Source organism: Amycolatopsis sp., assembly GCF_035546795.1.
Taxonomy (GTDB): domain Bacteria; phylum Actinomycetota; class Actinomycetes; order Mycobacteriales; family Pseudonocardiaceae; genus Amycolatopsis_E.
This window is the reverse complement of record NZ_DASZWC010000001.1, coordinates 156,033-182,755: the sequence shown is the minus strand read 5'-3', so window position 1 is coordinate 182,755 and position 26,723 is coordinate 156,033. Positions and strand designations below refer to the sequence as shown.

General features: G+C 70.8%; 26 protein-coding genes and 1 pseudogene. 17 read left to right on the top strand and 10 right to left on the bottom strand.

All coding sequences use genetic code 11. From position 1 onward, the window contains the following. Positions 1-23: 23 nt before the first annotated feature. Together VHD82_RS00960 and VHD82_RS00955 are read right to left on the bottom strand one after the other, a co-directional pair. Entirely contained in the window at positions 24-659 is a 636-nt protein-coding gene (locus VHD82_RS00960; RefSeq protein ID WP_325695914.1) for a nitroreductase family protein, read from the bottom strand. Beyond that, positions 656-3,328, bottom strand: a complete 2,673-nt coding sequence (locus VHD82_RS00955; RefSeq protein ID WP_325695912.1) for an ATP-binding protein — start codon at positions 3,326-3,328, stop codon at positions 656-658. The genes VHD82_RS00960 and VHD82_RS00955 overlap by 4 nt, the downstream gene beginning before the upstream one ends. 75 nt (positions 3,329-3,403) lie before the next feature. Between VHD82_RS00955 and VHD82_RS00950 the strand changes: the two genes are divergently transcribed. Beyond that, a complete protein-coding gene (locus VHD82_RS00950) occupies positions 3,404-4,192 on the top strand; it encodes an SDR family NAD(P)-dependent oxidoreductase (RefSeq protein ID WP_325695910.1) in 789 nt (262 codons plus the stop codon). Positions 4,193-4,195: 3 nt separating this feature from the next. Here the strand turns inward: VHD82_RS00950 and VHD82_RS00945 are convergent, their stop codons facing one another. Further along, positions 4,196-4,654 carry a DUF4396 domain-containing protein gene (locus tag VHD82_RS00945; protein WP_325695908.1) on the bottom strand — a complete coding sequence of 153 codons (459 nt, stop codon included), beginning with the start codon at positions 4,652-4,654 and terminating at the stop codon, positions 4,196-4,198. Between the two features lie 165 nt (positions 4,655-4,819). Here VHD82_RS00945 and fdhA point away from each other — a divergent pair, with 165 nt between their 5' ends. The 3 genes from fdhA (at position 4,820) to VHD82_RS00930 (ending at position 9,991) form a co-directional block, all read left to right on the top strand. Beyond that, entirely contained in the window at positions 4,820-6,040 is a 1,221-nt protein-coding gene (fdhA, locus tag VHD82_RS00940) for a formaldehyde dehydrogenase, glutathione-independent (RefSeq protein ID WP_325695906.1), read from the top strand. 27 nt (positions 6,041-6,067) lie between these two features. Further along, positions 6,068-8,305, top strand: a complete 2,238-nt coding sequence (locus VHD82_RS00935) for a transglycosylase domain-containing protein (protein WP_325695904.1) — start codon at positions 6,068-6,070, stop codon at positions 8,303-8,305. Between the two features lie 105 nt (positions 8,306-8,410). Continuing rightward, positions 8,411-9,991, top strand: a complete 1,581-nt coding sequence (locus tag VHD82_RS00930; RefSeq protein WP_325695902.1) for an esterase-like activity of phytase family protein — start codon at positions 8,411-8,413, stop codon at positions 9,989-9,991. Here the strand turns inward: VHD82_RS00930 and VHD82_RS00925 are convergent. From VHD82_RS00925 to VHD82_RS00915, 3 genes are read right to left on the bottom strand one after another with little or no spacing between them, the layout of a single operon-like run. Then, positions 9,984-10,226, bottom strand: coding sequence for a hypothetical protein (locus VHD82_RS00925; RefSeq protein WP_325695900.1), 243 nt, complete (start codon positions 10,224-10,226; stop codon positions 9,984-9,986). The two genes, VHD82_RS00930 and VHD82_RS00925, sit on opposite strands and share 8 nt — an antisense overlap. After that, positions 10,223-10,657 carry a hypothetical protein gene (locus VHD82_RS00920; RefSeq protein ID WP_325695898.1) on the bottom strand — a complete coding sequence of 145 codons (435 nt, stop codon included), beginning with the start codon at positions 10,655-10,657 and terminating at the stop codon, positions 10,223-10,225. The genes VHD82_RS00925 and VHD82_RS00920 overlap by 4 nt, the downstream gene beginning before the upstream one ends. Positions 10,658-10,690: 33 nt before the next feature. Further along, a complete protein-coding gene (locus VHD82_RS00915) occupies positions 10,691-10,936 on the bottom strand; it encodes a hypothetical protein (protein ID WP_325695896.1) in 246 nt (81 codons plus the stop codon). Between the two features lie 211 nt (positions 10,937-11,147). Between VHD82_RS00915 and VHD82_RS00910 the strand changes: the two genes are divergently transcribed. From VHD82_RS00910 to VHD82_RS00900, 3 genes are all read left to right on the top strand, one after another. Then, positions 11,148-11,618 carry a pyridoxamine 5'-phosphate oxidase family protein gene (locus tag VHD82_RS00910; RefSeq protein ID WP_325695894.1) on the top strand — a complete coding sequence of 157 codons (471 nt, stop codon included), beginning with the start codon at positions 11,148-11,150 and terminating at the stop codon, positions 11,616-11,618. Between the two features lie 175 nt (positions 11,619-11,793). Continuing rightward, entirely contained in the window at positions 11,794-13,617 is a 1,824-nt protein-coding gene (locus VHD82_RS00905) for a peroxidase family protein (RefSeq protein ID WP_325695893.1), read from the top strand. After that, a complete protein-coding gene (locus VHD82_RS00900; protein ID WP_325695892.1) occupies positions 13,614-14,585 on the top strand; it encodes a patatin-like phospholipase family protein in 972 nt (323 codons plus the stop codon). The genes VHD82_RS00905 and VHD82_RS00900 overlap by 4 nt, the downstream gene beginning before the upstream one ends. A 20-nt stretch (positions 14,586-14,605) precedes the next feature. Here the strand turns inward: VHD82_RS00900 and VHD82_RS00895 are convergent, their stop codons facing one another. Then, a complete protein-coding gene (locus VHD82_RS00895) occupies positions 14,606-15,586 on the bottom strand; it encodes a LysR family transcriptional regulator (RefSeq protein ID WP_325695891.1) in 981 nt (326 codons plus the stop codon). Positions 15,587-15,772: 186 nt separating this feature from the next. Here VHD82_RS00895 and VHD82_RS00890 point away from each other — a divergent pair, with 186 nt between their 5' ends. Next, positions 15,773-16,984, top strand: coding sequence for a Glu/Leu/Phe/Val dehydrogenase dimerization domain-containing protein (locus VHD82_RS00890; protein ID WP_325696162.1), 1,212 nt, complete (start codon positions 15,773-15,775; stop codon positions 16,982-16,984). 45 nt (positions 16,985-17,029) lie between these two features. Here the strand turns inward: VHD82_RS00890 and VHD82_RS00885 are convergent, their stop codons facing one another. Continuing rightward, positions 17,030-17,629: a VC0807 family protein gene (locus tag VHD82_RS00885; protein ID WP_325695889.1), complete on the bottom strand. Its 600-nt coding sequence runs from the start codon at positions 17,627-17,629 to the stop codon at positions 17,030-17,032. A 182-nt stretch (positions 17,630-17,811) separates the two neighbouring features. Here VHD82_RS00885 and VHD82_RS00880 point away from each other — a divergent pair, with 182 nt between their 5' ends. Both VHD82_RS00880 and VHD82_RS00875 read left to right on the top strand, forming a co-directional pair. Further along, positions 17,812-18,960, top strand: a complete 1,149-nt coding sequence (locus VHD82_RS00880; protein ID WP_325695887.1) for a sensor histidine kinase — start codon at positions 17,812-17,814, stop codon at positions 18,958-18,960. Further along, positions 18,957-19,598, top strand: coding sequence for a response regulator transcription factor (locus VHD82_RS00875; RefSeq protein ID WP_325695885.1), 642 nt, complete (start codon positions 18,957-18,959; stop codon positions 19,596-19,598). The genes VHD82_RS00880 and VHD82_RS00875 overlap by 4 nt, the downstream gene beginning before the upstream one ends. Here the strand turns inward: VHD82_RS00875 and VHD82_RS00870 are convergent. After that, complete coding sequence (locus tag VHD82_RS00870; RefSeq protein WP_325695884.1) at positions 19,561-20,292, bottom strand: CDP-alcohol phosphatidyltransferase family protein; 732 nt, start codon at positions 20,290-20,292, stop codon at positions 19,561-19,563. The genes VHD82_RS00875 and VHD82_RS00870 overlap by 38 nt on opposite strands. A 32-nt stretch (positions 20,293-20,324) precedes the next feature. Between VHD82_RS00870 and VHD82_RS00865 the strand changes: the two genes are divergently transcribed. The 5 genes and pseudogenes from VHD82_RS00865 to VHD82_RS00845 form a co-directional block, all read left to right on the top strand. Then, complete coding sequence (locus tag VHD82_RS00865) at positions 20,325-21,287, top strand: zinc-binding alcohol dehydrogenase (RefSeq protein WP_325695882.1); 963 nt, start codon at positions 20,325-20,327, stop codon at positions 21,285-21,287. A gap of 11 nt (positions 21,288-21,298) precedes the next feature. Further along, the gene (locus VHD82_RS00860; protein WP_325695880.1) at positions 21,299-21,697 is read left to right on the top strand and encodes a 6-carboxytetrahydropterin synthase; all 399 of its coding nucleotides are present in this window, start codon (positions 21,299-21,301) and stop codon (positions 21,695-21,697) included. After that, positions 21,694-22,680, top strand: a complete 987-nt coding sequence (locus VHD82_RS00855) for a glycosyltransferase family 4 protein (protein WP_325695878.1) — start codon at positions 21,694-21,696, stop codon at positions 22,678-22,680. Before VHD82_RS00860 ends, VHD82_RS00855 begins: the two co-directional genes overlap by 4 nt. Continuing rightward, the gene (locus VHD82_RS00850; RefSeq protein WP_325695876.1) at positions 22,677-23,462 is read left to right on the top strand and encodes a class I SAM-dependent methyltransferase; all 786 of its coding nucleotides are present in this window, start codon (positions 22,677-22,679) and stop codon (positions 23,460-23,462) included. The genes VHD82_RS00855 and VHD82_RS00850 overlap by 4 nt, the downstream gene beginning before the upstream one ends. Beyond that, positions 23,459-24,271 (top strand): annotated as a pseudogene (locus VHD82_RS00845) (lysylphosphatidylglycerol synthase transmembrane domain-containing protein); the annotation flags it as partial. The gene VHD82_RS00850 and the pseudogene VHD82_RS00845, both read left to right, overlap by 4 nt. Before the next feature lie 74 nt (positions 24,272-24,345). Here the strand turns inward: VHD82_RS00845 and VHD82_RS00840 are convergent. Beyond that, complete coding sequence (locus VHD82_RS00840; protein WP_325695874.1) at positions 24,346-25,044, bottom strand: creatininase family protein; 699 nt, start codon at positions 25,042-25,044, stop codon at positions 24,346-24,348. A gap of 84 nt (positions 25,045-25,128) precedes the next feature. On the opposite strand from VHD82_RS00840, the gene ribA reads away from it, so the two are divergent. After that, entirely contained in the window at positions 25,129-25,749 is a 621-nt protein-coding gene (ribA, locus tag VHD82_RS00835) for a GTP cyclohydrolase II (protein ID WP_325695872.1), read from the top strand. Further along, on the top strand, positions 25,746-26,543 hold the full coding sequence (locus tag VHD82_RS00830; RefSeq protein WP_325695870.1) for an inositol monophosphatase family protein: 798 nt from the start codon (positions 25,746-25,748) through the stop codon (positions 26,541-26,543). Before ribA ends, VHD82_RS00830 begins: the two co-directional genes overlap by 4 nt. Positions 26,544-26,723 lie beyond the last annotated feature (180 nt).

Genomic DNA, 26,723 nt, shown 5'->3' with positions numbered 1-26,723 from the left:
GCTTTCCGGGCCGGGCGCATTCCCTACCAGCGGTCGTGGTGCAGCACCTCCGACAATGGCTGGCGCGGCGCGGGGCGGAACGTGTCGCCGGTGTGGAAGGCAGTAGGGATCAACGCGGCCTGCCGCACGTCGTCGGGCAGACCGAGCACCTCGGCGGCTTCCTTCTCGTAGGTCAGGTGGAGCGAGGTGTAGGCGGTGCCGAGGCCGAGGGTGCGCGCGGCGAGCATGTAGCTCCACACCGCGGGCAGGATCGAGCCCCACAGCCCGGCCTGGTTGCCCGGCGGGAACTGCCCGCCCGGCACCGTGATCGCGGCGATCACCAGCACCGGCACTTCGTGCAGGTGCTCGGACAGGTAGTCGGCGCTGCTCTGGACACGGTGCTGGGTGGCGGCACGCGCCGCGTCACCGCTGTAGCGCTCTTCGGGGCTCGGGCCGCTGTCGCGGTAGGTCTCGAAGGCACGGCGGTACAGCTCCGCGAGCTTCGCACGCTGCCCGGGGTCGGTGACGACGATCCAGTGCCAGCCCTGCGAGTTCGAGCCGGTCGGGGCCTGCAGCGCGAGGGTGAGCGCCCGCTCGACCAGCTCGGCGGGCACCGGCCGGGTCAGGTCCAGCCGCTTGCGTACGGTCCGCGTCGTGCTCAGCAGTTCTTCCGGTGTCATACCCCGATCTTGGCATCCGGCTGAGCCCGCAGCGTCGCGAGTTCACCACGTGAGCTGATGCCGAGCTTGGGATACGCCTTGTACAGGTGGTAGGCCACGGTGCGGGGGCTGAGGTAGAGCTGCGCGGCGATGTCGCGATTGGACAGTCCCTCTGCCGCCAGCCGGGTGATCTGCAGTTCCTGCGGGGTCAGCCGGGCGAAGACGTCCGGCACGGGTGCCTGGGTGACGTTCGCCCCGGCCGCGCCCAGTTCCGTCCGCGCGCGGGCCGCCCACGGGGCCGCGCCGAGGCCCTCGAACGTGCGCTGGGCGGAGGCGAGGTGTTCGCGGGCTTCGTTCTTACGCCGGGCCCGCCTCAGCCATTCGCCGTACAGCAGCTCGGTTCTGGCCCGTTCGAACGGGCGGCCCCGCTCGTGGAGTCCCAGCGCCCGCAGGTAGTGCGCACCGGCGTCGGCGTCCGGCGCGGTCATCGCCCGGCAGCGGGCGACGAGTGCGTCGATCCACGGCCGCCCCAGGGTTTCCGCCCAGTTCGCGTAGCGCGCGAAGGACACGTCGACGCCCAGCCGGACGCCCGCCTCGACGTAGTCCGGGGTCGAGCGCAGCACCGCGACCTGGTGCCGGCTGGGGGAGTGCGCGAGTGCACCGAGCCGGTCGAAGGCCGCCCGCATCCGCCCGTGGCCGAGATCGAGCAGCGCCAGCGCCGCCTGTGTCCAGGCGGAGCCCGCACGGCCGTCGAGTCCCGCGCCCGCGGCGTGCGCCCGGCAGCGTTCCTCGTCGCCTTCGATGGCGGCGAGATACGCGAGCGCGCCGTGTGTGTAGCTGGCCCACAGGCCCTGGCCGGTGTCGGCGGCGATGCGCAGTGCTTCGTCGCCGTTGCCGAGCGCTTCCCGGTGCAGGCCGAGCTGCGTCTGCGTCAACGCGAGCTGACCCAGCCCGCCCGGCAGGGCGAACAGCATCCCGGTCTCGCGGGCGGTGTCCACCAGCGTCGTCGCGACCTGTGCGGACACCTCGTCGAACCCGGTCACGAAGGAACGGCTGGCCACCTCCGCGAGCCCTGGCACGCCCGCCGTCCCGGCCGCGCCGACAGCCTGCTCCAGCACCTCGGGCAACGGCGGGAAGCCGCCGGTCTCGACGCCGACGGCAGTCGCCGCGCCCCACCGGGCGAGCCACGCGACCGACAGCAGGGGATGCCCGTCGGGCAGGTCCAAGCGGTCGAGCGCGCGGGACATCAGCGCCGTGCCATCCGGGGCGGCCCAGCCCGCGTGCAGCGCCTTCATCACCATCCAGAAAGCACGTCCGGCATCGGTGCTTCCCGCTGCGCCTTCGAGCAACAGGCTGTGTGCCTGCGGCAGTGCGCCGCGCGCGAAGGCCGCCGACGCGCGCACTTCGGCCAGGCGTGACCGGAGCGTCGGATCGGTGACCCCGGGCAGGATCCGTTCGGCCCGCCCGCGCGCCCAGTCCAGCTGTCCACTGTGGACGGCGGACTCGCAGGCGCTGGTCAGGCGCCGGGCCGCGTCGTCGTTGTTTTCGCTCAGCTGTGCGGCCTTCTCGTGTGCGCTGGCCGCCGCGGCGTAGGCGTTGCGGGCCTGTGCGCGCAGCGCCGCCTCCTCCAGCTGCGCGGCTACCTGCTCGTCGGGACCGGGGGAGGCGACCGCGCGATGCCACGCCTGGCGGTCGCCGTCGCCACGTGCGGCGTAGGTTTCGGCGAGCGCGTTGTGGGCCGCGACGCGTTGCACGAGCGCGGCGCCGTGATACACGGCGGCGCGGATCAGCGGATGCCGGAATTCGAGCGCGCCCGAGACGAGGTTGTGCTCCTCGGCGGGGCGCAGATCCGCGACGCCGACGCCGAGGGCTTGCCCGGCCTGCAGGATGACGGTCGCTTCGCCGGAATCGTCGGCCGCGGCGAGCAGCAGCAACGTCTGGGTCGCGGCAGGCAGCGAGCGGACCTGGTGGTGAAAGGCGTCGAGCACCCGGCTGGTCAGTGGCAGGGGACCGGGCTGCGGTTGTGTCGTGACGATCGAGGGAAGTTCCAGTAGCGCCAACGGATTTCCGCGCGTTTCCGCGACGAGCCGGCGGCGCAGGGCGGTCGGCAGGGTGCCGTCGAGCAGGGCTTCGGCGCTGTCGTCGTCCAGCCCGGTCAGCCGCAGTTCCGGCAGCCCGGCGCCGGTAAGCGCGTCGGCGTAGTCGCGGACGGCGAAGATCACCGCGATCCCTTCGCGATCCAGCCGCCGCGCCGCGAACAACAACGCCTCCGCCGACGCGCGGTCCAGCCACTGAGCGTCATCGATCACGCACAGCACCGGCGCGTCCTCGGCGACCTCGGCCAGCACCGAGAGCACCGCCGCGCCGACCATGAACCGGTCACCGCCGCCGTCGCTGAGCCCGAACGCCCCGGACAGCGCCTGACGTTGCGGCCCCGGCAGCGCGTCGAGGCGATGCAACTCCCGGCGCAGCAGCAGATGCAGGCCGGCGAACGGTAATTCGGCTTCGGACTCGATGCCGGCGCCCCGCAACACGCGGAGCCCGTCCGCAGTGGTCACGGCATGTTCGAGCAGGGCCGTCTTCCCGATACCGGGCTCGCCGCGAAGCACGAGCGCACCGCTGACGCCGGCGCGGGCCCGCGCCAGCAGCGCGCCGATCTCGCGCAGCTCCGCGTCCCGCCCCCTCAACATGCACAGACCCTACGGTCACAAGTACTGATACCGATACCGATTACCCATACCCGGCGCGCCCGTACTGTTCCGGACATGACCTTGAACAGTAAAAACGCCATCATCTACGGGGCCGCCGGCGCGATCGGCTCGGCCGTGGCCACCACCTTCGCCGAGCACGGCGCGAGAGCGTTCCTCGTGGGCCGCACCAAGGAAACCCTCGACGCGCTCGCGGCCGAGATCACCGTGAAGGGCGGGCAGGCCGACGTGGCCGTGTTCGACGCGCTGGACGAGGCCGCGGTCGACGAGCACGCCCGCACGGTCGCCGAGACCGCCGGCGGCATCGACATCTCCTTCAACCTCATCTCCGGCGGCGACGTGCAGGGCATCCCGCTCGCGGACATGACCACCGCCGACTTCACCCGCCCCGTGCTCACCCGGCTCACCGCCAACTTCGTCACCGCCCGCGCCGCCGCGCGCCACATGGTCAAGCAGCGCTCCGGCGTGATTCTCGCGCTGGACAGCGGATCCGCGCAGGGCAGCCCGATGATGGGCGGCACCGGCCCGGCCGACGCGGCCACCGACACCCTCGTCCGCAACCTCGCCGCCGAACTGGGCCCCCAGGGCGTCCGGGTGGCGGGCATCTGGACCGCGGGGCTGCCGGAAACCCTGTCGCCGGAGAAGATCGCCAAGCACAGCGGGGCTCCCGCGATGGACGACGCCGCGTTCCAGGGGCTGCTGCAGCACCTCGACGGGATGCGGATGACCAAGCGCTCGCCCCGGCTGGCCGAGGTGGCCGCCACCGCGGCGTTCCTCGCCTCCGACGCTGCCGGCGCGATCACCGGCACCTTCGTCAACGTGACCAGCGGGATGTTCCCGGGCTGATCGTCAGTGGTGGTACTGGTGCACCACGGCGTGGCCCTTGCCGCGGGAGATCATGAACCTGTTCACCGGCGTGGTGAAGAGGAAGGCGATCACCAGCGACGCGGCGAGGGAACCCCAGAACAACAGGTCGCCGAGCCCGGAGTCCATCGCGCCGGGCACCGCGACGATCACCAGGTTGTCGAGGATCTCCATGACGGCGATGGACACGGTGTCCGCCGCCAGCGCCACTTTCAGCGCCGAGCGCACGTCCAGCCCCGCCCGCAGCACGCCGCGCATCGTCAGCGCGTAGCCGAACGCGAAGGCCAGCACGATCGAGATGACCACGGTGGCCGCGTTGTGCAGCGCGAACGCGGTGCCGATGACCATGCCCAGTACCTCCCCGATGGCGCAGCCGGTCAGGCAGTGCAGCGTGGCCTGCGCGGCGGCGGACCAGGTGGCGGATGCGGTGTGGTGCTCGTGCATGACGGCTCCTCCTCATATACCCCCCCAGGGTACTCGAACCCGTCGCCTCCCGCATTCGGCGGTACGGGGCCGGGCGGGAGGGTGCCTAGGCTGGCGACTGCGTGGTGACGGGCGTCACCCGCGCCCGCGCCGCCGGTTCAACGACGAAACGAGGTGGCTGCACTGATGACGGGAAACAAAGCTGTCGCATACGTCGGAAAGGGCGCCGTCGAGGTCCAGGACATCGACTATCCGGGCTTCGTGCTGCACGACGGCCCCGGGGTCAACAAGGCGAACGTGGGGCGCGAATGCCACCACGGCGTGATCCTGAAGAACATCGCGACCAACATCTGCGGCAGTGACCAGCACATGGTCCGCGGGCGCACCACGGCGCCGGAGGGACTGGTGCTCGGCCACGAGATCACCGGCGAGGTGGTCGAAACCGGCCGGGACGTCGAGTTCGTGCACAACGGCGACATCGTGTCGGTGCCGTTCAACATCGCCTGCGGCCGCTGCCGCAACTGCAAGGAGGGCAAGACCGGGATCTGCCTCAACGTGAACCCGGACCGGCCGGGCTCCGCGTATGGCTACGTGGACATGGGCGGCTGGGTCGGCGGGCAGGCCGAGTACGTGATGGTGCCCTACGCGGACTGGAACCTGCTGAAGTTCCCGGACCGCGACCAGGCGATGGCCAAGATCCTCGATCTGACCATGCTGTCGGACATCTTCCCGACCGGCTTCCACGGCTGCGTCACCGCCGGGGTCACCGTCGGGTCCACGGTCTACATCGCAGGTGCCGGACCGGTCGGGCTGGCCGCCGCCGCTTCGGCGCAGCTGCTCGGCGCGGCGGTGGTCATCGTCGGGGACCTCAACCCCGAGCGGCTCGCCCAGGCCCGCAGTTTCGGCTGCGAAACCGTGGACGTCTCCCAGGGCGACCCGAAGGACCAGCTCAACGAGATCCTCGGCGAGCCCGAGGTGGACTGCGGCGTGGACGCCGTCGGGTTCGAGGCGCGCGGCCACGGGCGCGACGCCGGCACCGAAAAGCCCGCCACGGTGCTGAACTCCCTGATGGACTTCACGCGCGCGGGCGGCGCGCTCGGCATCCCCGGCCTGTACGTGACGGGGGACCCCGGCGCCGCCGACGAAGCGGCCCGTGAGGGAGCGCTTTCGCTGCGGATCGGCCTCGGCTGGGCGAAGTCGCATTCGTTCGCCACCGGTCAGTGCCCGGTGATGCGCTACCACCGGAAACTCATGATGGCGATACTGCACGACAAGGTACAGATCGCGAAGGCGGTCAACGCGACCCCGATCCCGCTCGCCGAGGCGCCGCGCGGGTATCACGAGTTCGACCAGGGCGCGGCCCGCAAGTACGTGCTCGACCCGCACGGAATGCTTTCACGCAACTGACACCTGCTCGTCCATTAGAGTGGCCGCGTGGACGACGGCGGTGACTATCGCGGAACGCCCGTCCGGCCGGGAAATCCGCCCGGCCGGACGGTTCCGCGTCACGTGCGCCGCAAGCGGAAGCGGGTCTGGCGCCGGGTCCGGCGGACGCTGTACTGGCTGATCGGCCTGGCCGTGCTCGGCCCGGTCGCGGCGTTCGTGATCACCTACTTCCTCGTGGACGTGCCGGATCCGAACGCGCTCGCGGCCAGCCTGAACCAGCCCGTCACGCTGTACTACGCCGACGGCTCGACCCTGTATGCCAAGGGCGACGCGCAAAGCCACCAGGTGGTCACCTGGGCACAGATCCCGCAGTCGATGAAGAACGCGCAGATGGCCGCCGAGGACGAGACGTTCATGACGAACAACGGCTTCGACCTCAAGGCGATCGCGCGCACGGTCTGGAACCAGGCCACCGGCGGCACCGGCGGCGGCTCGACCATCGGGCAGCAGTACGTCAAGAACGCCACCGGCAACGACGCCCCGACCCTGACCCGCAAGTTCACGGAAATGGTGCAATCGTACAAAATGACGCGCACCTATTCCAAAGAGGACATTCTCACCGCGTACCTGAACACCGTCTATTTCGGACGAGGCGCCTACGGGGTGCAGGCCGCCGCGCACGCGTATTTCAACGAGGACGTCGGCCGGCTCACCAACGAACAGGCCGCACTGCTCGCCGGGCTCGTGCAGGCGCCGGGCCAGGCGGGCAGTTCCGACTACCAGCACCGCCGCTACACCTACGTGATGGGGCGGCTGCTGGCGAACCACTGGATCACCCAGGCCGAGTTCGACTCGGCGCAGTTCCCCGAACCCGTCGCGGACGCGGCGAAGAACGGCGGGTCGAACTTGTCGGACCGGCAGTTCATCGTGTCCGAGGCGTTCGCGGAACTGGCGCGGCAGGGCTTCTCCGAGCAGCAGCTGACCGCGTCCGGCGCGCGGATCTACACCACGATCCAGCCGCCGGCGCAGACCGCGGCCGAGCAGTCGGTCGCGAAGATCATGGCGGCGGACAAGGACTATCCGGACGAGGGCAGCGCGCTCGTCTCGGCGAACCCGGCGACGGGGGAGATCATCGCCTACTACGGCGGCGACGGCTCGACCTCCTACGACCTGGCGACCACCCCGCAACAGCCCGGCTCGTCCTTCAAACCGTACGTGCTGGCGGCGGGGCTGCGCGCCGATCCGCAGCACATCGGCCTCGACACCGTCTACGACGGCAGCGACAACCAGACGATCGCCGGGCAGCTGGTGCACAACTCCGACGGCGAGGGCTCCCCGCGGATCACCGTGAAGGACGCGATGACCCAGTCGGTCAACACCGTCTTCTACCGGATGGGCGCCGAGGTCGGCGTGCAGGCGGTGCGCCAGGCCGCCTGGGACGCCGGCATTCCCACCAAGATCACCACGTCGCTGGGCGGCTCGTTCGACTCGCTGCAGAACGACGACCCGGCGACCGGCGCGGGCACCGGCACCACGGAGCTGGGCATCGCGATCGGGCAGTACCCGGTGCGCCCGCTCGACCAGGCACAGGGCTACGCGACGTTCGCCGGCAACGGGATGTACGTGCCGCTGCACATCGTCTCCCGGGTGACGGACGACAGCGGCGGCCAGCAGCTCTACGAGTTCGATACCGCGCCGAAACCGGCGTTCAGCCCGGATTCCGCGACCAACGCCGCCATCGCCGGCACCGTCACAGCCTCCCTGTCCGACGTCGCCACGTCCTCGGGCGACAGCCTGTCCGGCAGCAGGCCCAACGCCGCGAAAACCGGCACGGCGCAGTTCGAGGACACCGGGCACAACTCCGAGGCGTGGATGGTCGGGTACACGCCGCAGGTGGTCACCGCGGTGTGGTTCGGCAACGAGAAACAGCCCGCGCCGATCTACGGCAACTACCACAACGGGCACGGCAAGGAGCGCGGGTACGACGTCTACGGCCGCGAAGAACCAGGCTACATCTGGCAGGCGTACATGGACGCCTACCTCGACGGGAAACCGGTGCGGGCCTTCCCCCAGGTCCCGCTCATCACCGCCCCGCCGCCCGCGCCGACCACCACGACGGAACCGCCGTCCACCACCGAAACCCCGACGACGGAACCCCCGAGCACCAGTCTCGCCCGCCCGAGCTTCACCCGGCCGACGGTGCCCACCATCCCCACGTGCTACTTCGGCGGCTGTGACTCCACGAGCCCGGCCCCGACTTCGCGGCACCGCCCCGGGCACGGCTGAGCCCTTCCGCCCCGTCAGGCTGCGTCGGCGACCGTTGCCCGTGCGGCGCAACATTTTCCGTTCACCTCGGTCGGCGAGACTCGGGCGCCGATTCGAGGAGGCCAGATGAAACGTCTAGGAGTCACCGTCGCCGCCGGTGCGCTCGCCGTGTCGTGCGCCGTCGCGGGCACCGCGGAAGCTGCCGCCCCGCTGCGCGTGCGGGACGACAATTACCGTGCGCAGGCAGGAAAAACCCTGCAAGGGCGCAGCGTGCTCGCGAACGACGACGGCTCGGGGACCCTGGTCGCGCACACGTCGCCGGCGCACGGTTCGCTGAAGATCGGCCCGGACGGTTCGTTCAGCTACACGCCGGAAGCCGGGTTCACCGGCACCGACACGTTCACCTACACCGTCAGCGACGCGGTCCGGCTCTACCGCACGCACATCCCGCCGCTCGCCACCATCGACGGGGTGGCCATCACCGGCGGGGCCTACGGTTCGTCGCTGACGCCGGTGCCCGGCAGGCCGGGGGAGTACTACGGGCTCACCGACCGCGGCCCGAACGTCGACGGGCCAGGCGGGGAAAAGGTCGAGCCCCTGCCGGACTTCACCCCGGCCATCGGCCGGTTCCAGCTCGTGGACGGCAAGGCCGTGCTCAAGCAGGTCATCCCGCTGCGCGCGAAGGATGGCACGCCCTACAACGGGCAGGCCAACCCCGCCGCGAACACCGGTGAGACGATCGTCGACCGCGACGGCCACGTGCTGCCCGCGAGCGCGGACGGCTACGACTCGGAAGGCCTGGTGGCGCTGCCGGACGGCACGTTCTGGGTGTCCGACGAGTACGGGCCGTTCATCACCCACTTCGACGCGCGCGGCCGGGCGATCGGGCGCCTCTCGCCGTACGACGGCACGCTGCCGGCGGAACTGGCGAACCGGGTCCCGAACAAGGGCATGGAAGGGCTCACCAGCACGCCCGACGGCCGCACGCTGGTCGGCATCATGCAGTCGGCGCTGCAGCAACCGGACCTGACGAAGAAGCCGGGCAACGTGGCCCCGGTCCGCATCGTGACCTATGACCTGCGCACCAAGCGCACCCACGAGTACCTGTACCTGCTGGACGATCCGAAGGCCAACGGCGGCGCGGTGAGCGAGATCACCACGCTGGACGTCACGCATTTCCTGGTGGACGAGCGGGACGGCCATTTCGAGCCGGGCGCGTACAAGAAGCTGTTCAAGATCGACCTTTCCGGGGCCACCGATGTCGGTCCGGAGTCGGCGGTCCCCGGCGCGAGCTATGACCCCGGGAAGGGCGGGTTGCTGCTCGGCGGCAAGACGATCGAGACGCTGACCGGCACCGACGACACGGCCACCACCACGGCCGACCTCGCCGCGGTGGGCGTCAGACCGGTCACGAAGAAGCTGTTCGTGGACGTGGCGGGCCTGGTCACCTCCCTCGACCCGTCCGGCGGCTTCTTCGGACACGACAAGATCGAGGGCGTCGCCACCACCGACGGCGGTCGCACGGTCGTCGTCAGCAACGACAGCGACTTCGGCATCGACGGGGTCACCACCGACACTCCGCCGTACGAACTGCACCCGAAGACACTGCCGGACGGCAGTCAGGACGACGGCGAGTTCCTGGCGATCGACACGACGAAGCTGCCCGCGAAGACGAGCACCGCGACGGTCTCGATCACCGTCAAGTAGGCCGGGGGCCGTGCGGCGGGCGCCACACCGTTCGCCGCACGACCCGGAACCCGGCGCGTTCGAGGTTCGCCGCGCTGACGGACTCCGGACGTGCGGTCGCGACGGCCAGGCCGCAGCCCGCCTCGGCGGCGATGTGCAGGCGGTGGCGAAGGGCGCTGGACTGCGCGCCGCGCCCGCGGAAGCAGGGGAGCGTCGAGGCGCCACCGAGCACTGCGACGTTGTCGTGGATCGTCATCGCGGCTGCCCCGATGGGCGTTTTTCCGTCCACCACAACGAATTGTGTACGCCTTCGCTCCGGTGCCCGGCCTCGATGAACCGGGCGATCGTGCCCGTCGCTTCGTACCCGGCCAAGAGGATGCGCGCGAAGGCATCGACATCCTCATCCTCGGCCTCGTGTACCCGCGCCACCGGATCGCTCGGCGCATCCAGTTCCTTGACCGCGAGTAGCCGGTCCGGCAACCGGACGAGGCCCGCGGCCTCGGGTGCGGCGATCCCCGTGACCGTGGACAGGAACCCAAGGTCGGGGTGCCCCACGGCGACGATGAGCAGGCCGTCTACCTCGCGCGTCTGGAAGCCGCCCGGGATACCCGCCTGTTCGGCGGCGGCGCACGCGAGGGTCGCACGGCGGAACAGGGCGAGTTCGGCGAGGCTCACGACTGACGGCACGGGTGCGAGTCTGCTACCCGGCCGCCGGCGCGTTCAACCGTGGCTGGTGAGCCGTGAGTTCAGGATCTTCGCGCGGGTGGCCAGTTCGCGGGTCGTCGGCTTGCGGCCGTCGGGGAGCTGGGCTCGCAGCGCCGCCCGCGAAATGACACCGAGCGCTTCGGGGTAGCGGCGAAGCGAACCGACGGGGACGATCCGGAACTGCTCGTGGTCGAGGATGAGTTTCGGATCGCCGATGTCGGTCCGCAACAGTTTGTCGAGTTCGTCGACCGTGACCTTCATTCGTTCTCACCTCGTCCCCCGCTTACCCGGGGCGAACCGGTCGAAAACCGGCCCGTTGCCCAGCCGGTGATCGTCCTGCCCGGTCGTCACGAATCACCTGAAGTGTATAACGACATATACGGCACGGCGATCGACGCGATCATCATCGCAGCTCGACCGCTCCTCTCACCGAAAAACCGCCCCGAGGGGCCACGAATGCTAGTTTTCGGCGGTGAGCAGCGAAGAACTCCGCCCGCAGAAGCGCGGCCGCAAGATCGCCATGACGCCCGACGAGATCGACACCTTCCTCGGCACCGAACGGACCTGCCGGGTGGCCACGAACGGCCCGGACGGACCGCACGCGACCCCGCTCTGGTTCGTCTGGCACGACGGGAAACTCTGGCTCAGTTCGCTCACCCGCAGCCGCCGCTGGGCCGATCTGCAAGGCGACCCGCGCATCGGAGTCGTGATCGACGCCGGCGTGGAGTACCAGGAACTGCGCGGGGTCGAGTTGAGCGGCACGGCGGAGGTGGTCGGCGAAGCCCCGCGCACCGGCGCGGAGGAGCCCGGGCTGGTGCAGCCGGAACTGCTGTTCGCGCGCAAGTACCTCGGTGGCGACCAGATGTTCCACGACGGCAGGCACGGTTGGCTGCGTGTGACCCCGGACAAGATCACCAGCTGGGACTTCCGCAAGCTGGGCTGATCGCGCACCACGGGGAAATACTTGACCCGCTGGGACCAAAGTCCCCTATTCACTGAAGTTTTGTCATTGATTCCCCGCTACTCCCATCGGGTAGCGGGGAATGATTCTTTTCCGGATCCGTGGACACGCAGGTGGTGCGGTGTAACGCTGATTCCTCTCGAATTGGGGAGTTGAGATGACCAAACCTGAAACGCCCATTCCCGGTTATCGGCGGACGTTGGTGTGGCGGGCTTTCACCGGGGTCACCGAGCTGGTGGACCGGGTGATCGGCTGGGACCGGCTGCCGTTGCCGCTGGGGCTGCTGGATCTGATCGGGCTGCGCACCAAGCTGCGGCAGGAGAATCTGCACGACATGTCCGCGTTGCCGGCGGTGAACACGCCACCGGTGGCGCCGATGCGCCCGGAGTTCCTGGTGCACCGCACCGCGGACGGGACGCACAATGATCTCGCCGAGCCGGCGATGGGGATGGCGGGCTCGCGGTTCGGGCGCAACATCCCGCCGGAGCGGATCGTCAAGGCGGACGCGGAGTCGGTGCTCACGCCCAATCCGCGGGAGGTGAGCCGGAAACTGTTGACCCGTACGGCTTTCGTGCCTGCCGGTTCGGTGAACTCGCTGGTGGCGGCGTGGCTGCAGTTCATGATCCGGGACTGGTTCAGCCACGGCACCAGCCCGAAGGAGAACCCGTGGGAGGTGCCGCTGGCCGAGGACGATCCGTGGCCCGAGCGCCCGATGCACATCATGCGCACGCCGGAGGACCCGACGCGGCCGCCCGCGGACGCGGATCTGCCGCAGACCAGGGTGAACGTGCTGACGCACTGGTGGGACGGTTCGCAGGTGTACGGGGTCGGCGCGGAGGACGGGCAGCGGTTGCGGACCGGCAGCGATGGGAAGCTCGCGGTGCTGGACAACGGGTTGCTGCCGGTGCCCGAGGATCCGGAACGGGATCCGGCGCGGGTGCCGGGGTTCTGGCTGGGCACCGAGTTGCTGCGGACGGTCTTCACGTTGGAGCACAACGCGATCTGCGACAAGCTGCACTCGGAATACCCGGCGTGGGCGGACGAGGAGCTGTTCCAGCGGGCGCGGCTGGTGAACTCGGCGTTGCTGGCGAAGATCCACACGGTCGAGTGGACCCCGGCGGTGATCAGTCATCCGACGACGAAGGCGGCGTTGCGGGCGAACTGGTTCGGGATCGCGGGTGAGCGGGTGCAGAAGTTGTTCGGGCGGCTCAGTGACAGTGAGGTGATCAGCGGGATCCCTGGCGGGCCGACGGATCACTACGGGGTGCCGTTCGCGCTGACCGAGGAGTTCGTCGCGGTGTACCGGATGCATCCGCTCATCCGGGACCAGTGGGAGTTCCGTTCGGTGGCGGGCAACGAGCCGATCCTGGACGCGGAGTTCCCGGACATCGCGGGGCCGAACGCGATGAAGGTGCTCAATAGCGTTTCGGTGACCGATCTGCTGTACTCGTTCGGCACGCTGCATCCCGGTCTGGTCACGTTGCACAATTTCCCGAAGCACCTGCAGGAGTTCCAGCGTCCGGACGGGCATCTGCAGGATCTGGGCGCGACGGACATCCTGCGGTCGCGGGAGCTGGGGGTGCCGCGGTACAACGAGTTCCGGCGGTTGCTGCATCTGGCGCCGGCGCGGGATTTCCGGGAGCTGACCGATGATCCGCGGTGGGCGGAGGAGATCAGCCGGTGTTATGACGGGGACATCGAGCGGGTGGACCTGTCGGTGGGGATGTTCGCCGAGCGGCGGCCGGCGGGTTTCGCGTTCAGTGACAGCGCTTTCCGGATCTTCATCCTGATGGCTTCGCGGCGGTTGAACAGTGACCGGTTCTTCACCGAGTACTACCGGCCGAACGTGTACAGCCAGGCGGGGCTGGACTGGATCCGGGACAACTCGATGGTTTCTGTGCTGTTGCGGCATTATCCGGCGTTGCGCCCGGCGCTGGTTTCGGTGACCAACGCGTTCGAGCCGTGGGCGGCGACGGGATGAGTGCGGTGCGGCAGGCGGATCTGGTGCTCGAAGGCGGTGGGGTGAAGGGCCTCGGCGCGGCGGGCGCGGTGATCCGGTTGCTGGAGCGTGGTTTCCGGTTCGAGCGGGTGGCGGGGACGTCGGTGGGTGCGCTGGCGGCGGCGCTGGTCGCGGCGGGGGTGGATGCGGACGGGTTGTCGGAGGCGATGTCGCGGCTGGTGTTGCGCAAGGTGCCGGATCGGTCGGCGCCGCCGATAGCGGTGGTGTCGGAGGGGCTTTCGTGGCTCACCGGTGGTCATCTCTATCAGGGTGAGTATGTGCGCGATTGGCTCTACGGCGAGCTGGCGGCGCTGGGGATCCGGACTTTCGGGGATCTGCGCCGGGACGACGCCGCCGACGATGCCCGTCTGGGTGGGGAGCGGCGTTACAAGCTGGTGGTGATGGCCACCGACATCACGCACGGGCGGTTGCTGCGGCTGCCGTGGGACTACCGGCGGCTTTACGGGCTGGATCCGGATGAGCAGGTGGTGGCGGACGCGGTGCGGATGTCGTTGTCGATCCCGTTCTACTTCCAGGCGCGGACGCTGACCGCCGTTCCGGGTGGGGAGGTGTCGACGGTGGTGGACGGTGGGGTGCTGTCGAACTTCCCGGTGGAGGTGTTCGACCGGACCGACGGGGTGGCGCCGCGGTGGCCGACGTTCGGGGTGCGGATGTTGCCCGATCTGCCGGAGGGGCTGCCGGGGGCGTTCCCGGTGTTGCATTGGCTGCCGCCGCAGTTGCAGATGTTCGTGGAGGTGGTGGCGACGACGTTGCTGGGGCGGGATCAGACGCACCTGGATCTGCCGGGGGTGCGGGCCCGGATGATCGATGTGGACACCTCCGGGGTGGGTGTGGTGGATTTCGGGTTGCCGGAGAGTGATCGGCGGATGCTGCTGGATCGCGGGGCGAAGGCGGTGGACGACTTCCTGGCGCAGTGGAACCGGGCGTAGCCCGTGACAGGGCTCCGGGGTCAGCCGGCTGTGCCGGCGGCGGGTGGGATGGTTCCTGCTGCGGGTACCGGGTTGGGGCCGGGTAGTGGGGCGGCGGCGCCGAGGCCTTTTTCGGCGGCCGCGGCGCGGACGGCGTCGATGACGAGTTGCAGGGAGGGCCGGCGGGAGTTGGCTGTGCGGTGCGCGATGGACACGGTGCGCATGACCGGTTCGGTGAGGGCGACGATGTCGACCCCTGGCGGCCGGAGCACGAGGCCGAGGTCGGAGACGAGGGTGACGCCGAGCCCGGCGCCGACCATGGCGAGCGCGGTGGCCTGTTCGCCGACTTCGTGGTTGATCTTGGGTTCGAAGCCGTGGCGCTGGCAGGCGAGGCGGACGGCGCGGCCGAAGTGGGAGCGGGGGCCGGCCAGGATCCAGGGTTGTTCGGCGAGTTCGGTGAGGTGGATGTTGGCGGCGGGGATGACGCCGCGGGGTACGGCGGCGTGCAGGCGTTCGACGGCGATGACGACGCGGGTGAGTGCGGGGTCCCAGGGCATCGGGTAGTCGGAGTAGTCGATGACGAAGGAGAAGTCGAGTGCGCCGTCGCGGACGGCGCCGGCGGTGTCTTCGGGGGCGAGTTCCTTGGTGCGGACTTCGATGCCGGGGTGTTCGGTGGCGAGTGCGGTGAGTGCGTGTGGTAGCAGGCCGGAGGCGACGGAGGCCCAGACGCCGGCGGTGAGGCGGGCGGAGACGCCTTCCTGTGCTTCCTCCAGTGCCATGGTGGCGCGTTCGACGGAGCGGAGGATCTCGTCGGCGTGTTCGGTGAGGACCATGCCGAGTTCGGTGAGCTGGACGCGGCGGCCGAGGCGTTCGAAGAGTTTGGCGCCGACGTCACGTTCGAGCTGGGCGAGCTGCTGGGACACCGCCGACGCCGTGTAGTGCAGGGCGGCCGCGGCCGCGGTGACGGTGCCGCGGCGGTGCAGTTCCCGAAGCATCCGCAAGCGGTGCAGCGAGAGCTCCATGCGTCCCAGGGTAGGCAACCGCGGCGCAGTGTGCAGGAAGCGTGAACGGAACCGTGCATGATCCTTAACTGGACGCGCGGGGATTTCCTGCCGCACTCTGGAGTCACCGGCCGGGCGGGCCGGGAAAACCCTTCTTCCCCGTTGTGGGCCCTGCTGTGCCCAAAAGGAGGATCTTCCGTGACCACGATGCACGACCAGGGCGCGACCCTGCCTCAGCTTCCCGCCGCGCCGGGCGCCGGGCACGCCGAGCCGTTGCTGCGGCTGACCTGGACCGACCGGGTCACCGGCGCCCACGGTTATCTGGTGGTGCACACGCTGGTGTCGGGGCTGGCGACCGGGGGGACCCGGATGCGGGCCGGTTGCACGATGTCGGAGGTCGAGGATCTCGCCCGGGGGATGGCCGCGAAGACTGCCACGTTCGAGCTGCCCGTCGGGGGCGCCAAGGGCGGGATCGATTTCGACCCGAAGCATCCGGACGCGGTGGGGGTGCTGGAGCGGTTCTGCCAGGCGATGCGGCCGTGGCTGGATGCCCATTGGGTGACCGCGGAGGATCTCGGGGTGCCGCAGCATCTGATCGACGAGGTGTTCGCGCGGTTGGGGCTGGAGCAGTCGTACCACGCGGCGATCCGGCGGGCGGCGGATCCGGCGCGGACGTTGCGGCGGGTGCGGGCGGGGTTGAACGCGCCGGTGCCGGGTGGGTTGCTGCTGGGCGACGTGATCGGGGGTTACGGCGTGGCGCAGGCGTGTCTCGGGGTGGCCGGTGCGAACGGCTGGGAGACCGGCGCGACGACGGTGGCGATCCAGGGGATCGGCACGATGGGTGGTGGCGCGGCGTGGTATCTGCACGAGGCGGGGATGAAGGTGGTCGCGGTGGCCGATGCCGCGGGCACGTTGTACCGGGCGGGTGGTCTGGACATCCCGGCGTTGCTGGAGCTGCGGGACGCGTTCGGCGAGATCGACCGGTCGAGGGTGCCGGCCGACGTGGAGTTGTTGCCGCGTAACGCTGTCGTGGGTACGCGGGCGGATATTCTGGTGCCGGCGGCGATCTCGTACGCGATCACGCCGGACAACACGGTGGACGTGGCGGCGAAGGTGGTCGTGGAGGCCGCGAACGCGGCGACGACGCCGGAGGCCGAGGCGATGCTGGCGGTGCGGGGGATTCCGGTGATCCCGGATTTCGTGGCCAACGCCGGTGCCGCGGCGTGGGCGTGGTGGCTGTTGCTGGGGCAGGTCGGGGCGAACCCGGCGGATTCGTTCCACCGGTTGCGCACGGAGATGCGGGCGAAGGTCGCGTTGCTGGTGGGGCAGTGGCTCGCCGAGGGGGTGCCGCCGCGGCGGACGGCGCAGGAGCTGGCGTCGACGCGGGCGGATCTGCCGGAAGGGGTCGTGATCCCGTGACGCGGTGGGGCCGGTGGGTGGTTCGCCTGCCGGCCCCGGTCCGGGTCAGGCCGTGGTGAGTTTGATCCGGGAGCGGTACCACAGCAGGGTGGCCGCGCCGAGGCCGAGCACGACCCAGCCGATCGGGCGGCCGATGGCGAGGAAGGTCGTGACAGGCAGGCTCAGTGCCAGTACGAGCAGCAGGGCGGAGTGCACGACCGCGACGGTGCCGGCGAGCGCGGTCAGCACGGCGGCGGCGTGAGGGTCGAGCCGGACGGGGATTCCCTTGCGGCGGGCGAGGAATCGGCTCACGACGAGGAGCAGGGGCCGGCGCACGAGCACCGACAGCAGCAGGAGTGCGCCCAGTGGGCCGGTGATGACGGCGTCGTGGGTTTCGATCACGACCTGGCTGCCCCCGGACAGTGCGGCCACGATCAGCGCGACGGCGAACGCGATCGTCATGACGACGCCGACCGGGTCGATCCGGCGGCGGATCGCGAATTCGGCGAGCGTGATCACGGCCGGGATGGCGGCGCCGATGGCCAGTGCGGTGAAGTCGTTCGTGACGTGCGGCCGCAGCAGCAGGTAGGCCAGCAGCGGCAGTGCGGCGTTGAGCACGATGCCCGGGCCGAGCCTGGAGGGCAGTACTTGTTTCGGTGACGGCATTTCCGTTGTCCTCCCTCGATTGTGCTGTTGATCGTGGCGGGTGCCGGGGGCGGAGCGCGTCGGCGTGGGGGTGGCGATCGGGATTTGCGGTCCGGAGTGGACGTTTGCACCCGGGGGTTGACGTGCGTTTTCCACCCTCGGGTGCGGGACCCGTGGCGGGCGTGGCCGGTAGCGTCGGGGCGGTGGCCGGTCTTGTGGTTCAGCGTTCGCGGGTCCTGCTCCGGCGGCGGGCGGCTGTGCTGGTGCTGTTCGTCGTGGTGGCGGCGACTGCGGTGCGCACGGAGCCGGATTCGCTGACGCGCGGCACCGGGCCGCTTGTGCTGGGCGCGATGCTCGTCGTGTTGCTCGGCGGTGTGGCGCTGTTGTACGGGCTGGCGGCGTGGAAGCCGGTCGAGCGGGTCGTGCTGGGGCTGGTGATGCTCGGTTCGCTCGTGCTGGTGTGGTTCGAGCCGAACGGGGTGGGTTATTTCGGGGTGTTCATCATCGCCAGCGCGGTGGCGTTCCGGGCGATGGACCGGCGTGGCGGGCTGGTGGTGGCGGCGGTGTTCCTGGTCGCGATCGGGGTGCTCGGGGTGTTGTCGGGGCATCGGCCGCTGATCACGGTGCTGCTCAACGAGCTGGGTGCGATCGCGTTCTACCGGCTGGGGATCTACGCGCACAAGCTGGAGGAGCGCACCGCCGAGTCGGAGCGGCTGGTGGTGGAGCTGCGGGAGTCACGGCAGGCGCAGGTGCGTGCGGCGACGCTGGCGGAGCGGCAGCGGCTGGCGCGCGAGATGCATGACGTGCTGGCGCATTCGTTGTCCGGGCTGGTGTTGCAGCTGGAGGGTGCGCGGTTGCTGGCCGCGGCGGACCCGGCGGACCCGCGGCTGGCCGGCACGCTGGACCGGGCGCACCGTCTGGCGCAGGCCGGGCTTGGTGAGGCCCGGCAGGCGATCGGCACGTTGCGCGACGAGGAGCTGCCCGGTCCGGAGCGGTTGCCCGCGTTGGCCGGGGAGTTCGAGCGCGACACCGGGATTCGTTGTGATTGCGTCGTTTCCGGGGAGCAGGTCGAGCTGCCGGCGGAGATCCGGCTGACGGTGTACCGGGTGGCGCAGGAGGCGTTGACCAATGTCCGCAAGCACGCCGAACCGGTGCGGGTCGAGGTGCGTCTTGGCTACGGTCCGGGCGTGGTGGTGCTGACGGTGGAGGATTTCGGGGTGCCGGCGGGTGCCGGGGACGGGCAGGGTTATGGGGTGACGGGGATGCGGGAACGGGCCGAGCTGGCCGGTGGCACGCTGGCGGCGGGGCCGACCGGGACCGGTTTCCGGGTGGCGCTGCGGGTTCCGGCGTGATCCGGGTGCTGCTGGCCGACGATCAGCGGGTCGTGCGGGAGGGGCTGGCGATGCTGCTGGGCCTGTTGCCGGGGGTCGAGATCGCCGGTGCGGCCGCCGATGGTGACCAGGCGGTGGCGCTGGCGCTGGAGTTGCGGCCGGACGTGGTGCTGATGGATCTGCGGATGCCGCGCTGTGACGGGATCGAGGCCACCCGCCGGCTGGGGGCGCGGGCCCCGGAGGTCCGGGTGGTCGCGTTGACCACCTACGCCGACGACAGGTCCGTGCTCGACGCGTTGCGCGCCGGGGCGCGGGGTTATCTGACCAAGGACGCGGGCGCCGAGGATATTCGCCGTGCGCTGGAACAGGTGACCCGGGGCCAGGCCGCGGTGGATCCGGCGGTGCAGCACCATCTGATCGCCGCGCTCGCCGGAGCTGCCCCGGCCGCCGAGCGGCCGCCGGACGGGCTGACGCGGCGGGAGGCGGAGGTGCTCGGTCACATCGCGAACGGGTTGTCCAACAACGAGATCGCGCAGCTGCTGACGGTCAGCGAGGCGACGGTGAAGAGTCACGTCAACCGGATTTTCGGGAAGATCGGGGCGCGGGACAGGGCGCAGGCGGTCACCTACGCGTACCGGCACGGGCTGGCGCCGGGTTGAGCGCCAGCCAGCGGATGTCGCGGCCGAACGACCACACCAGCGCGGTCAGTGCGAGCGCGGCCACCGCTGCGGCGGCGGGCAGCGGGCACACACTGGCGACGAGCAGCGCGATTCCCTGGATGGCGGCGACCGTCTTGCGCGCGATACTCGCGGGCAGTTCGGCGCGCAGCCATGGTGCCGGCCACGCGGCGGCGGCGAACAGGTAGCGCATCGCGCCGATCGCCAGCACCCACGGCCCGACCGTCCACGCGACGTGCACGCTGAGCACCAGGATCAGGAACGCGTCGATCTCCATGTCGAAGCGTGCCCCGAACGCGGAGGTGGTGCCGGTGCGGCGCGCGACTTTCCCGTCCACGGCGTCCAGCGCCAGCGCCACCGCGGCGAGCGGGACGAACACCGCGAGTGGGCCCGGGGTGCCGAGGTGGTCGGCGACCAGTGCGGTCACTCCGCCGGCCAGGATCGCCCTGGCGAAGGTGACGTGGTCGGCCGGGCCGAAGGCGGCGCGCCCGGCGTGGCGCATCGCCGAGCCGAGCAGCAGCACCAGGCCCAGCCCGTAGAAAACCCCGGCCAGCCAGCCCGCCGGGCCGAGGCCGGCAGCGGCCCCGAGCAGCGCCAGCAGCAGGATCTGTGCGGCGAAGCCTGCGGACGGCGCGCCCGGCGTGTAGACCGGATTCTGCTGTGCTCGTGTGATCATCGTGGTCCCCGCACCTTTCTGGGAGGTCTTCCATGACACGTTCGGCCCGGGCGTTCTGGTTCAAATCGCCTGGGGAGTGCGAGATCCGGGCCGCGGCCCTGCCCGCGCGCGGCGCGGAAGACGTGCTGGTCAGGACCCTGTTCTCGGGGGTGAGCCGGGGCACGGAAACGCTGGTGTTCTCCGGCGGGGTGCCGGAGAGCCAGTACACGGTGATGCGGGCGCCGTTCCAGGAGGGCGAGTTTCCCGGGCCGGTGAAGTACGGCTACCTCAACGTCGGCGTGGTGGAGGAGGGTCCGTTGCTCGGGCGGACCGTGTTCTGCCTGTACCCGCACCAGACCCGGTACGTGGTGCCGGCGGACGCGGTGACGTTGGTGCCGGGCACGGTCCCGCCGGGGCGGGCGATCCTCGCCGGCACGGTCGAGACCGCGGTGAACGCGCTGTGGGACGCGGCGCCGCTGGTGGGGGACCGGATCGCGGTGCTCGGCGCGGGCATGATCGGGTGCAGTGCCGCCGCGATCCTGGCGAAAATCCCGGGTGTGCGGCTGGAACTGGCCGATCCCGATCCGTCGCGGGCCGCGGTCGCGGAGGCGCTCGGGGTCGGGTTCACCTCGCCGGAGCGGGCGCGCGGCGACTGTGATCTGGTGATCCACGCGAGCGCGTCGGAGGCGGGGTTGGCGCGTTCGCTGGACCTGCTCGCGCCCGAGGGGCAGGTGATCGAGCTGAGCTGGTACGGCGACCGGCGGATCAGCGTGCCGCTCGGGGAGAACTTCCACTCGCGGCGGCTGAGTATCCGTGCCAGCCAGGTCGGCACGGTCTCGCCCGCGCGGCGGCGCAGCTACGGTGAACGGCTCGCGCTCGCGCTGGACCTGCTGGCCGATCCCGCGTTCGACGCCCTGATCACCGGGGAGAGCGCGTTCGACGAACTGCCCGCCGTGCTGCCCCGGCTCGCGGGCGGGCAGCTGCCCGCCCTGTGTCACCGCATCACCTATTCCTGAAGGAGCACGTCTTGTTCAGCATCACCGTCCGCGATCACGTGATGGTCGCGCACAGTTTTTCCGGTGAGGTCTTCGGCCCGGCGCAGCGCCTGCACGGCGCGACGTTCGTCGTGGACGCGACCTTCCGCCGGGCGGACCTGGACGGCGACAACATCGTGGTCGACATCGGCCTGGCCACCGGGCAGCTCAAGGAGGTGCTGGCGGACCTGGACTACCGCAACCTCGACGAGATACCGGAGTTCGCCGGGATCAACACCTCCACCGAGTACCTGGCGAAGGTGATCGCCGACCGGATCGCCGCGCGCATCGAGGCCGGCGCGCTGGGCGAAGGCGCGCGCGGCCTGGCCGGGCTGACCGTCACGCTGCATGAATCGCACGTCGCATGGGCGAGCTACGAGCGCACGTTGTGAACACCGTCCACTTCGTACTGCCCGCCGATGTCGACGATCCGGCCGCGCCCAGCGGCGGCAACGTCTACGACCGGCGCCTTGCCGAGGGCCTGCGGGCCGCCGGGTGGACGGTGCACGAGCTGCACGAGGTGAACCGGCTGGCCGCGCTGCCCGTGGGTTCGGTTGTGCTGCTCGACGGACTCCTCGCCTGCAATGCCCCGGAAATCGTTGTCCCGCAAGCGGAACGGCTCCGGTTGGCGGTGCTGGTGCACCTGCCGCTGGCCGAGGAGACCGGGCTGAGCGCGGCGGCCGCCGCCGAACTGGACGCACGGGAACGCGAGGTGCTGCACGCCGTGGCCGCGGTGGTGGCGACCGGCCCCGCGGCGTCCGGCCGCCTCGCGGTCCGGCACGGCCTGTCCCTGGTGCACGTGGTGCCGCCCGGGGTCGATCCGCAGCCCCGGGCCCCCGGCACGGACGGCGTGTCGTCCCTGCTGTGCGTGGCGTCGGTGACCCCGCGAAAAGCCCAGGACGTGCTGGTCGAAGCGCTGGCCAGGGTCGCGGAGCTGCCGTGGCACTGCCGCCTCGCCGGCCCGCTCACCCGTGCCCCCGAGTACGTCGGCCGGGTGCGTGAACTGATCGCGCGGCACGGGCTGGCGGAGCGGATCGACGTGCTCGGCCCGCGCACCGGCCTCGCCCTCGATGCGCTCTACGCCCAGGCGGACCTCGTGATCCTGCCGTCGCACGCCGAGACCTACGGCATGGTCGTCACCGAGGCGCTCGCCCGCGGCATCCCGGTGCTGGCCACCGAACCCGTCGCGGAAACCGTTGGTGTGTATGGCATCGTGGTACCGCCCGGCGACGTGGGAGCGCTCGCCGGCGCGCTGCGCCACTGGTTCGAGGACCCGGTCTCCCGCGAATGGCTCCGCGCGCAGGCCCCGGAACTGCCCGGCTGGGGCCGGACGGTGCACGACATGGCCGACGTCTTGACGGGGATCGCCGGATGAGCTTCTCCCCGGACTGGCTGGCCCTGCGCGAACCCGCCGACGCGGACGCCCGCTCCGCCGAACTCCTCGGCCCGCTGCGCGAATTCCTGGCCGGCGCGGGCGAACTGACCATCCGCGACCTCGGCTGCGGCACCGGCTCGATGGGCCGCTGGCTCTCGCGCAGGCTGCCCGCCCCGCAACGCTGGGTCCTGCACGACCACGACCCGGCGCTGCTGGCCGAAGCCCGACTGAACCTGATCGCCCGCGGCCCCGTGTCAGGAGTGGAGACACGCGAAGGCGATCTCACCGGTCTGCGAGCCGAGGACCTGACCGGTACGTCGTTGGTGACCGCCTCGGCACTGCTGGACCTGCTCAGCGCGGCGGAGGTGAACGACCTCGCCACCGCCTGCGTGGCGGCGGGAACTCCGGCACTGTTCACGCTTTCGGTCGCCGGGAGGGTCGAAATGACGCCAGCCGAACCACTCGACACCGCGTTCAGCGCGGCGTTCAACGCCCACCAGCGGCGCGGGACCCTGCTCGGCCCCGACGCACCCGAGGTCGCGGCCGCCGCCTTCGAACAGTGCGGCGCCCGCGTCCTGACCAGGCCCAGCCCGTGGCGGCTCGGCCCGCGGCAGGCGGTGCTGACCGCGGAATGGCTCACCGGCTGGGTCGGCGCGGCCTGCGAACAGGACCCCGGCCTCACCCGCCACGCCGGCGCGTACCTGCGCCGCCGCCTCCAGGACAGCGTCGAGGTCGTGGTGCACCACCAAGATCTGCTCGCCCTGCCCGGAGCGGCGTCATGACCCGGCGGCTCTGGCCGTGGCTGCGGCTGGCCATCGCGCTCGGCATCCTCGCTGTGCTCGGCTGGCGGCTGGGGACCGGCGCGTTCCTCGACGGGCTGCGGGTCATCGGCCCCGGCTCGCTGCTCGCCGCCCTCGGCATCGGCCTGCTCACCACCGTGTGCAGCGCCGCGCGCTGGTGCCTGATCGCCCGCAGGCTGGGCCTGGAACTGACCCTGCCCGCCGCGGTCCGCCACTACTACCGGGCGCTGCTGCTCAACGCCGTGCTCCCGGCCGGAATCCTCGGCGACGTGCACCGCGCCGTGGACCACGGCCGCCGCTCCGGCGACGTCGGGCGCGGCATGCGAGCGGTGTTCCTCGAACGCTTCGCCGGGCAACTGATACTGCTGTCCCTCGGTGCCGTCGTCCTCGTGACACAACCGTCGATCACCCGGGATCTGTTGCCAGGCAAGGAAATCCTCCTCGGCGTGCTCGCTGTCGTGATCGTTGTGGCCGCAGTGGTCTTGTGGGCGCGAAGGGGCGGCGGCCGGATCCGCCGCGGCGTCACCAGGTCACTCGCCGACGCGCGCTGTCTGCTGGCTCGCGACACCGGCCCCCGCGTCGCGCTGCTCTCCTTGATCACGCTCGCCGGGCATGTCGGGCTCTTCGTCGTGGCCGCACGGGCGGCCGGGGCGGACGTGCCGGTCACGCGGCTGATCCCGTTGCTGGTGCTGGCGCTCGTGGTGATGGGCCTGCCCCTGAACATCGGCGGCTGGGGCCCACGGGAAGCCTTCCTCGCACTCGCGTTCGGGGCGGCCGGGCTCGGCGCGGACCAGGGCCTCACCGCCGGGGTCGTCTACGGCGTGCTCACCCTCGTCTCGGCCCTGCCGGGCGTCCTCGTCCTCGGCTACGAGTCCAGGATCGCCAGGTACTCGCCGAAACCGGCCACCAGCGCGGCCAGCACCTCCTTGCCCTTCCGGGCCGACGCGAGCGAAGGACGCCCCACGATCCCCGAAGCCGTGTACGCGGCCAGCCCGAGCGTGAGCAGATGACGCCTGTCGTCGGCCACCGTGTCGACCGTGTCATAGCCGGGCCGGACCAGCTGCGGGTGGGCGTGCAACAGGATCGAGGTTTCCAGCTCGCCGCCGTGCATGTCGCTGTCCAGCGAGGTCTCCAGGCCCGCCGCCGCCCTGGCCGACTCCCAGTCGGGCAGCCCGGGGAACAACGCCATCCCGCCACCGGCCTCCTGCACCACGTTGGCCAGCACGTAGTTCCCGCCGTGCCCGTTGACCAGCACCAGATTCCGCACCCCGGAACGGCGCAGCGAATCCGCGATATCGCGGACCACCGAATACAATGTGCGCGCCGAAATGCTGACCGTTCCCGGCCACGCCGCATGCTCCTGCGAACAGGAAATGGTGACCGGCGGCAGCAGTTCCACCGGATGCTTTTCCGCGATGGCACCGGCGATGGTGCAGGCGATCACCGTGTCCGTGGCCAGCGGAAGGAACGGTCCGTGCTGTTCGAAACTCCCCACCGGCAACAACGCCACGTTCGCGTGGCGGCGCTGCGTGTCCACCGTCGTACCCAGGGGCAGCAGGTCCATGAAGGTCACGCCTTTCGTGGTGGGAGCACCGGCCCTCCTGTATACCGGGATAGGCGCCCTGTCGACGACCGATACGAGGGACGAATGCCGAAAGCCATCGAAAGTGAAGACATCGCCGAGTCCACACTGGTGACCCGGCGCGGCACATTCCGCGCCGTGGCGTTCCGGGACGGCGGCGCCGAACACCTGGCCATGGTTTACGGAAATCCCGGCGCGGACTCCGACGTGCTGGTGCGCGTGCATTCCGAATGCATGACCGGTGACCTGTTCGGCTCCACCCGCTGCGAATGCGGCGAACAACTGGAAGCCGCGCTCGACGCCATCGTCGACGAGGGCGGCGGGATCCTGATCTACCTGCGCGGGCACGAGGGCCGGGGGATCGGGCTGGTCGCCAAAATCCGCACGCACATCCTGCAGGACGAGGGCCTGGACACCGTCGATTCGGCCACCAGCCTCGGTTTTCCGGTCGACATCCGCGACTACGGCCCCGCCGCCCACGTGCTCGGCCACCTCGGGGTGCGCTCCGTGCGGCTGATGTCGAACAACCCGGACAAGATCAGCGCGCTGGAGGCCCACGGTATCCGGGTCGCGGCCAGGGTCCCGCTGCTCGCCCCGCCGAGTCAGGACAACATCCGCTACCTCACCGCCAAACGTGACCGCCTCGGCCACGACCTGCCGCAACTCGACCACTTCGCCGGAAAATGACCGCCGAGCTGCTGCCGGTGGCCCGCGAAGCCGTCGCGATCGCCCACCACGTCATCCGCTCCCGGGCCCCCGCCACGATCACCGCGAAAGGCGACCGCGACCTGGTGACCGACATCGACCTCGCCGTCGAGGACGAGGTACGCGGGTTTCTGGAACGCGAAACCCCCGAGATCGGCATCCTCGGTGAGGAACACGGCCACACCGGCCGGACCGACGGCCACTGGTGGGCGCTGGACCCCATCGACGGCACCGCGAACTTCGCGCGCGGTATCCCCCTGTGCGGGGTGTCGCTCGCTCTGGTGTCCGGCGACCGCGCGGTCGTCGCCGCGATCGACCTACCGTTCCTCGGCGTGCGCTACACCGCCGCCGAAGGCGAAGGCGCTTATGCCGGAGACGAGCTCATCGCCGTCTCGACGGCCCAGGAACTCTCCGACGCGATCGTTTCCGTCGGCGACTTCGCCACCGGGCCCGGCGCCGAAGCCAGGAACAACGTCCGCCTCGCCCTGCTGGCCCGGCTCGGCGCACACGCACAGCGGATCAGAATGCTCGGCACCGCCGCGATCGACCTCGCCTGGGTCGCCGAAGGCAAGCTCGACGCCACCGTCATCCTCGCCAACCTTCCCTGGGACACCATGGCGGGAGTCCTGCTCGTCCGCGAAGCCGGGGGAGTCGTGCTCGACGTCGACGACACCGAGCACACCACCGCCTCCGCCGCCACCATCGCCGTCGGCGCAGCCCTGCGCCCGAAGCTCATGGCCCTGCTGCGGGAGTCCACAGTGGACGCCTTCCGGTAAGCGCTTTCACGCCACGCCAACCGCCGCCCGGCGGCGAAAGCCGGGACACCCCACCGTCGCCCCGATCCCCAGCCGCACCCTGCGGTCGCGACGCCGCGACCGCGAACACCAGCGTGCTCTGCGCGCGTCCGTTGCCGTTGCAGCGCAAGGAAAACCGGGCCCTCGCCGGACGGGCCGGCC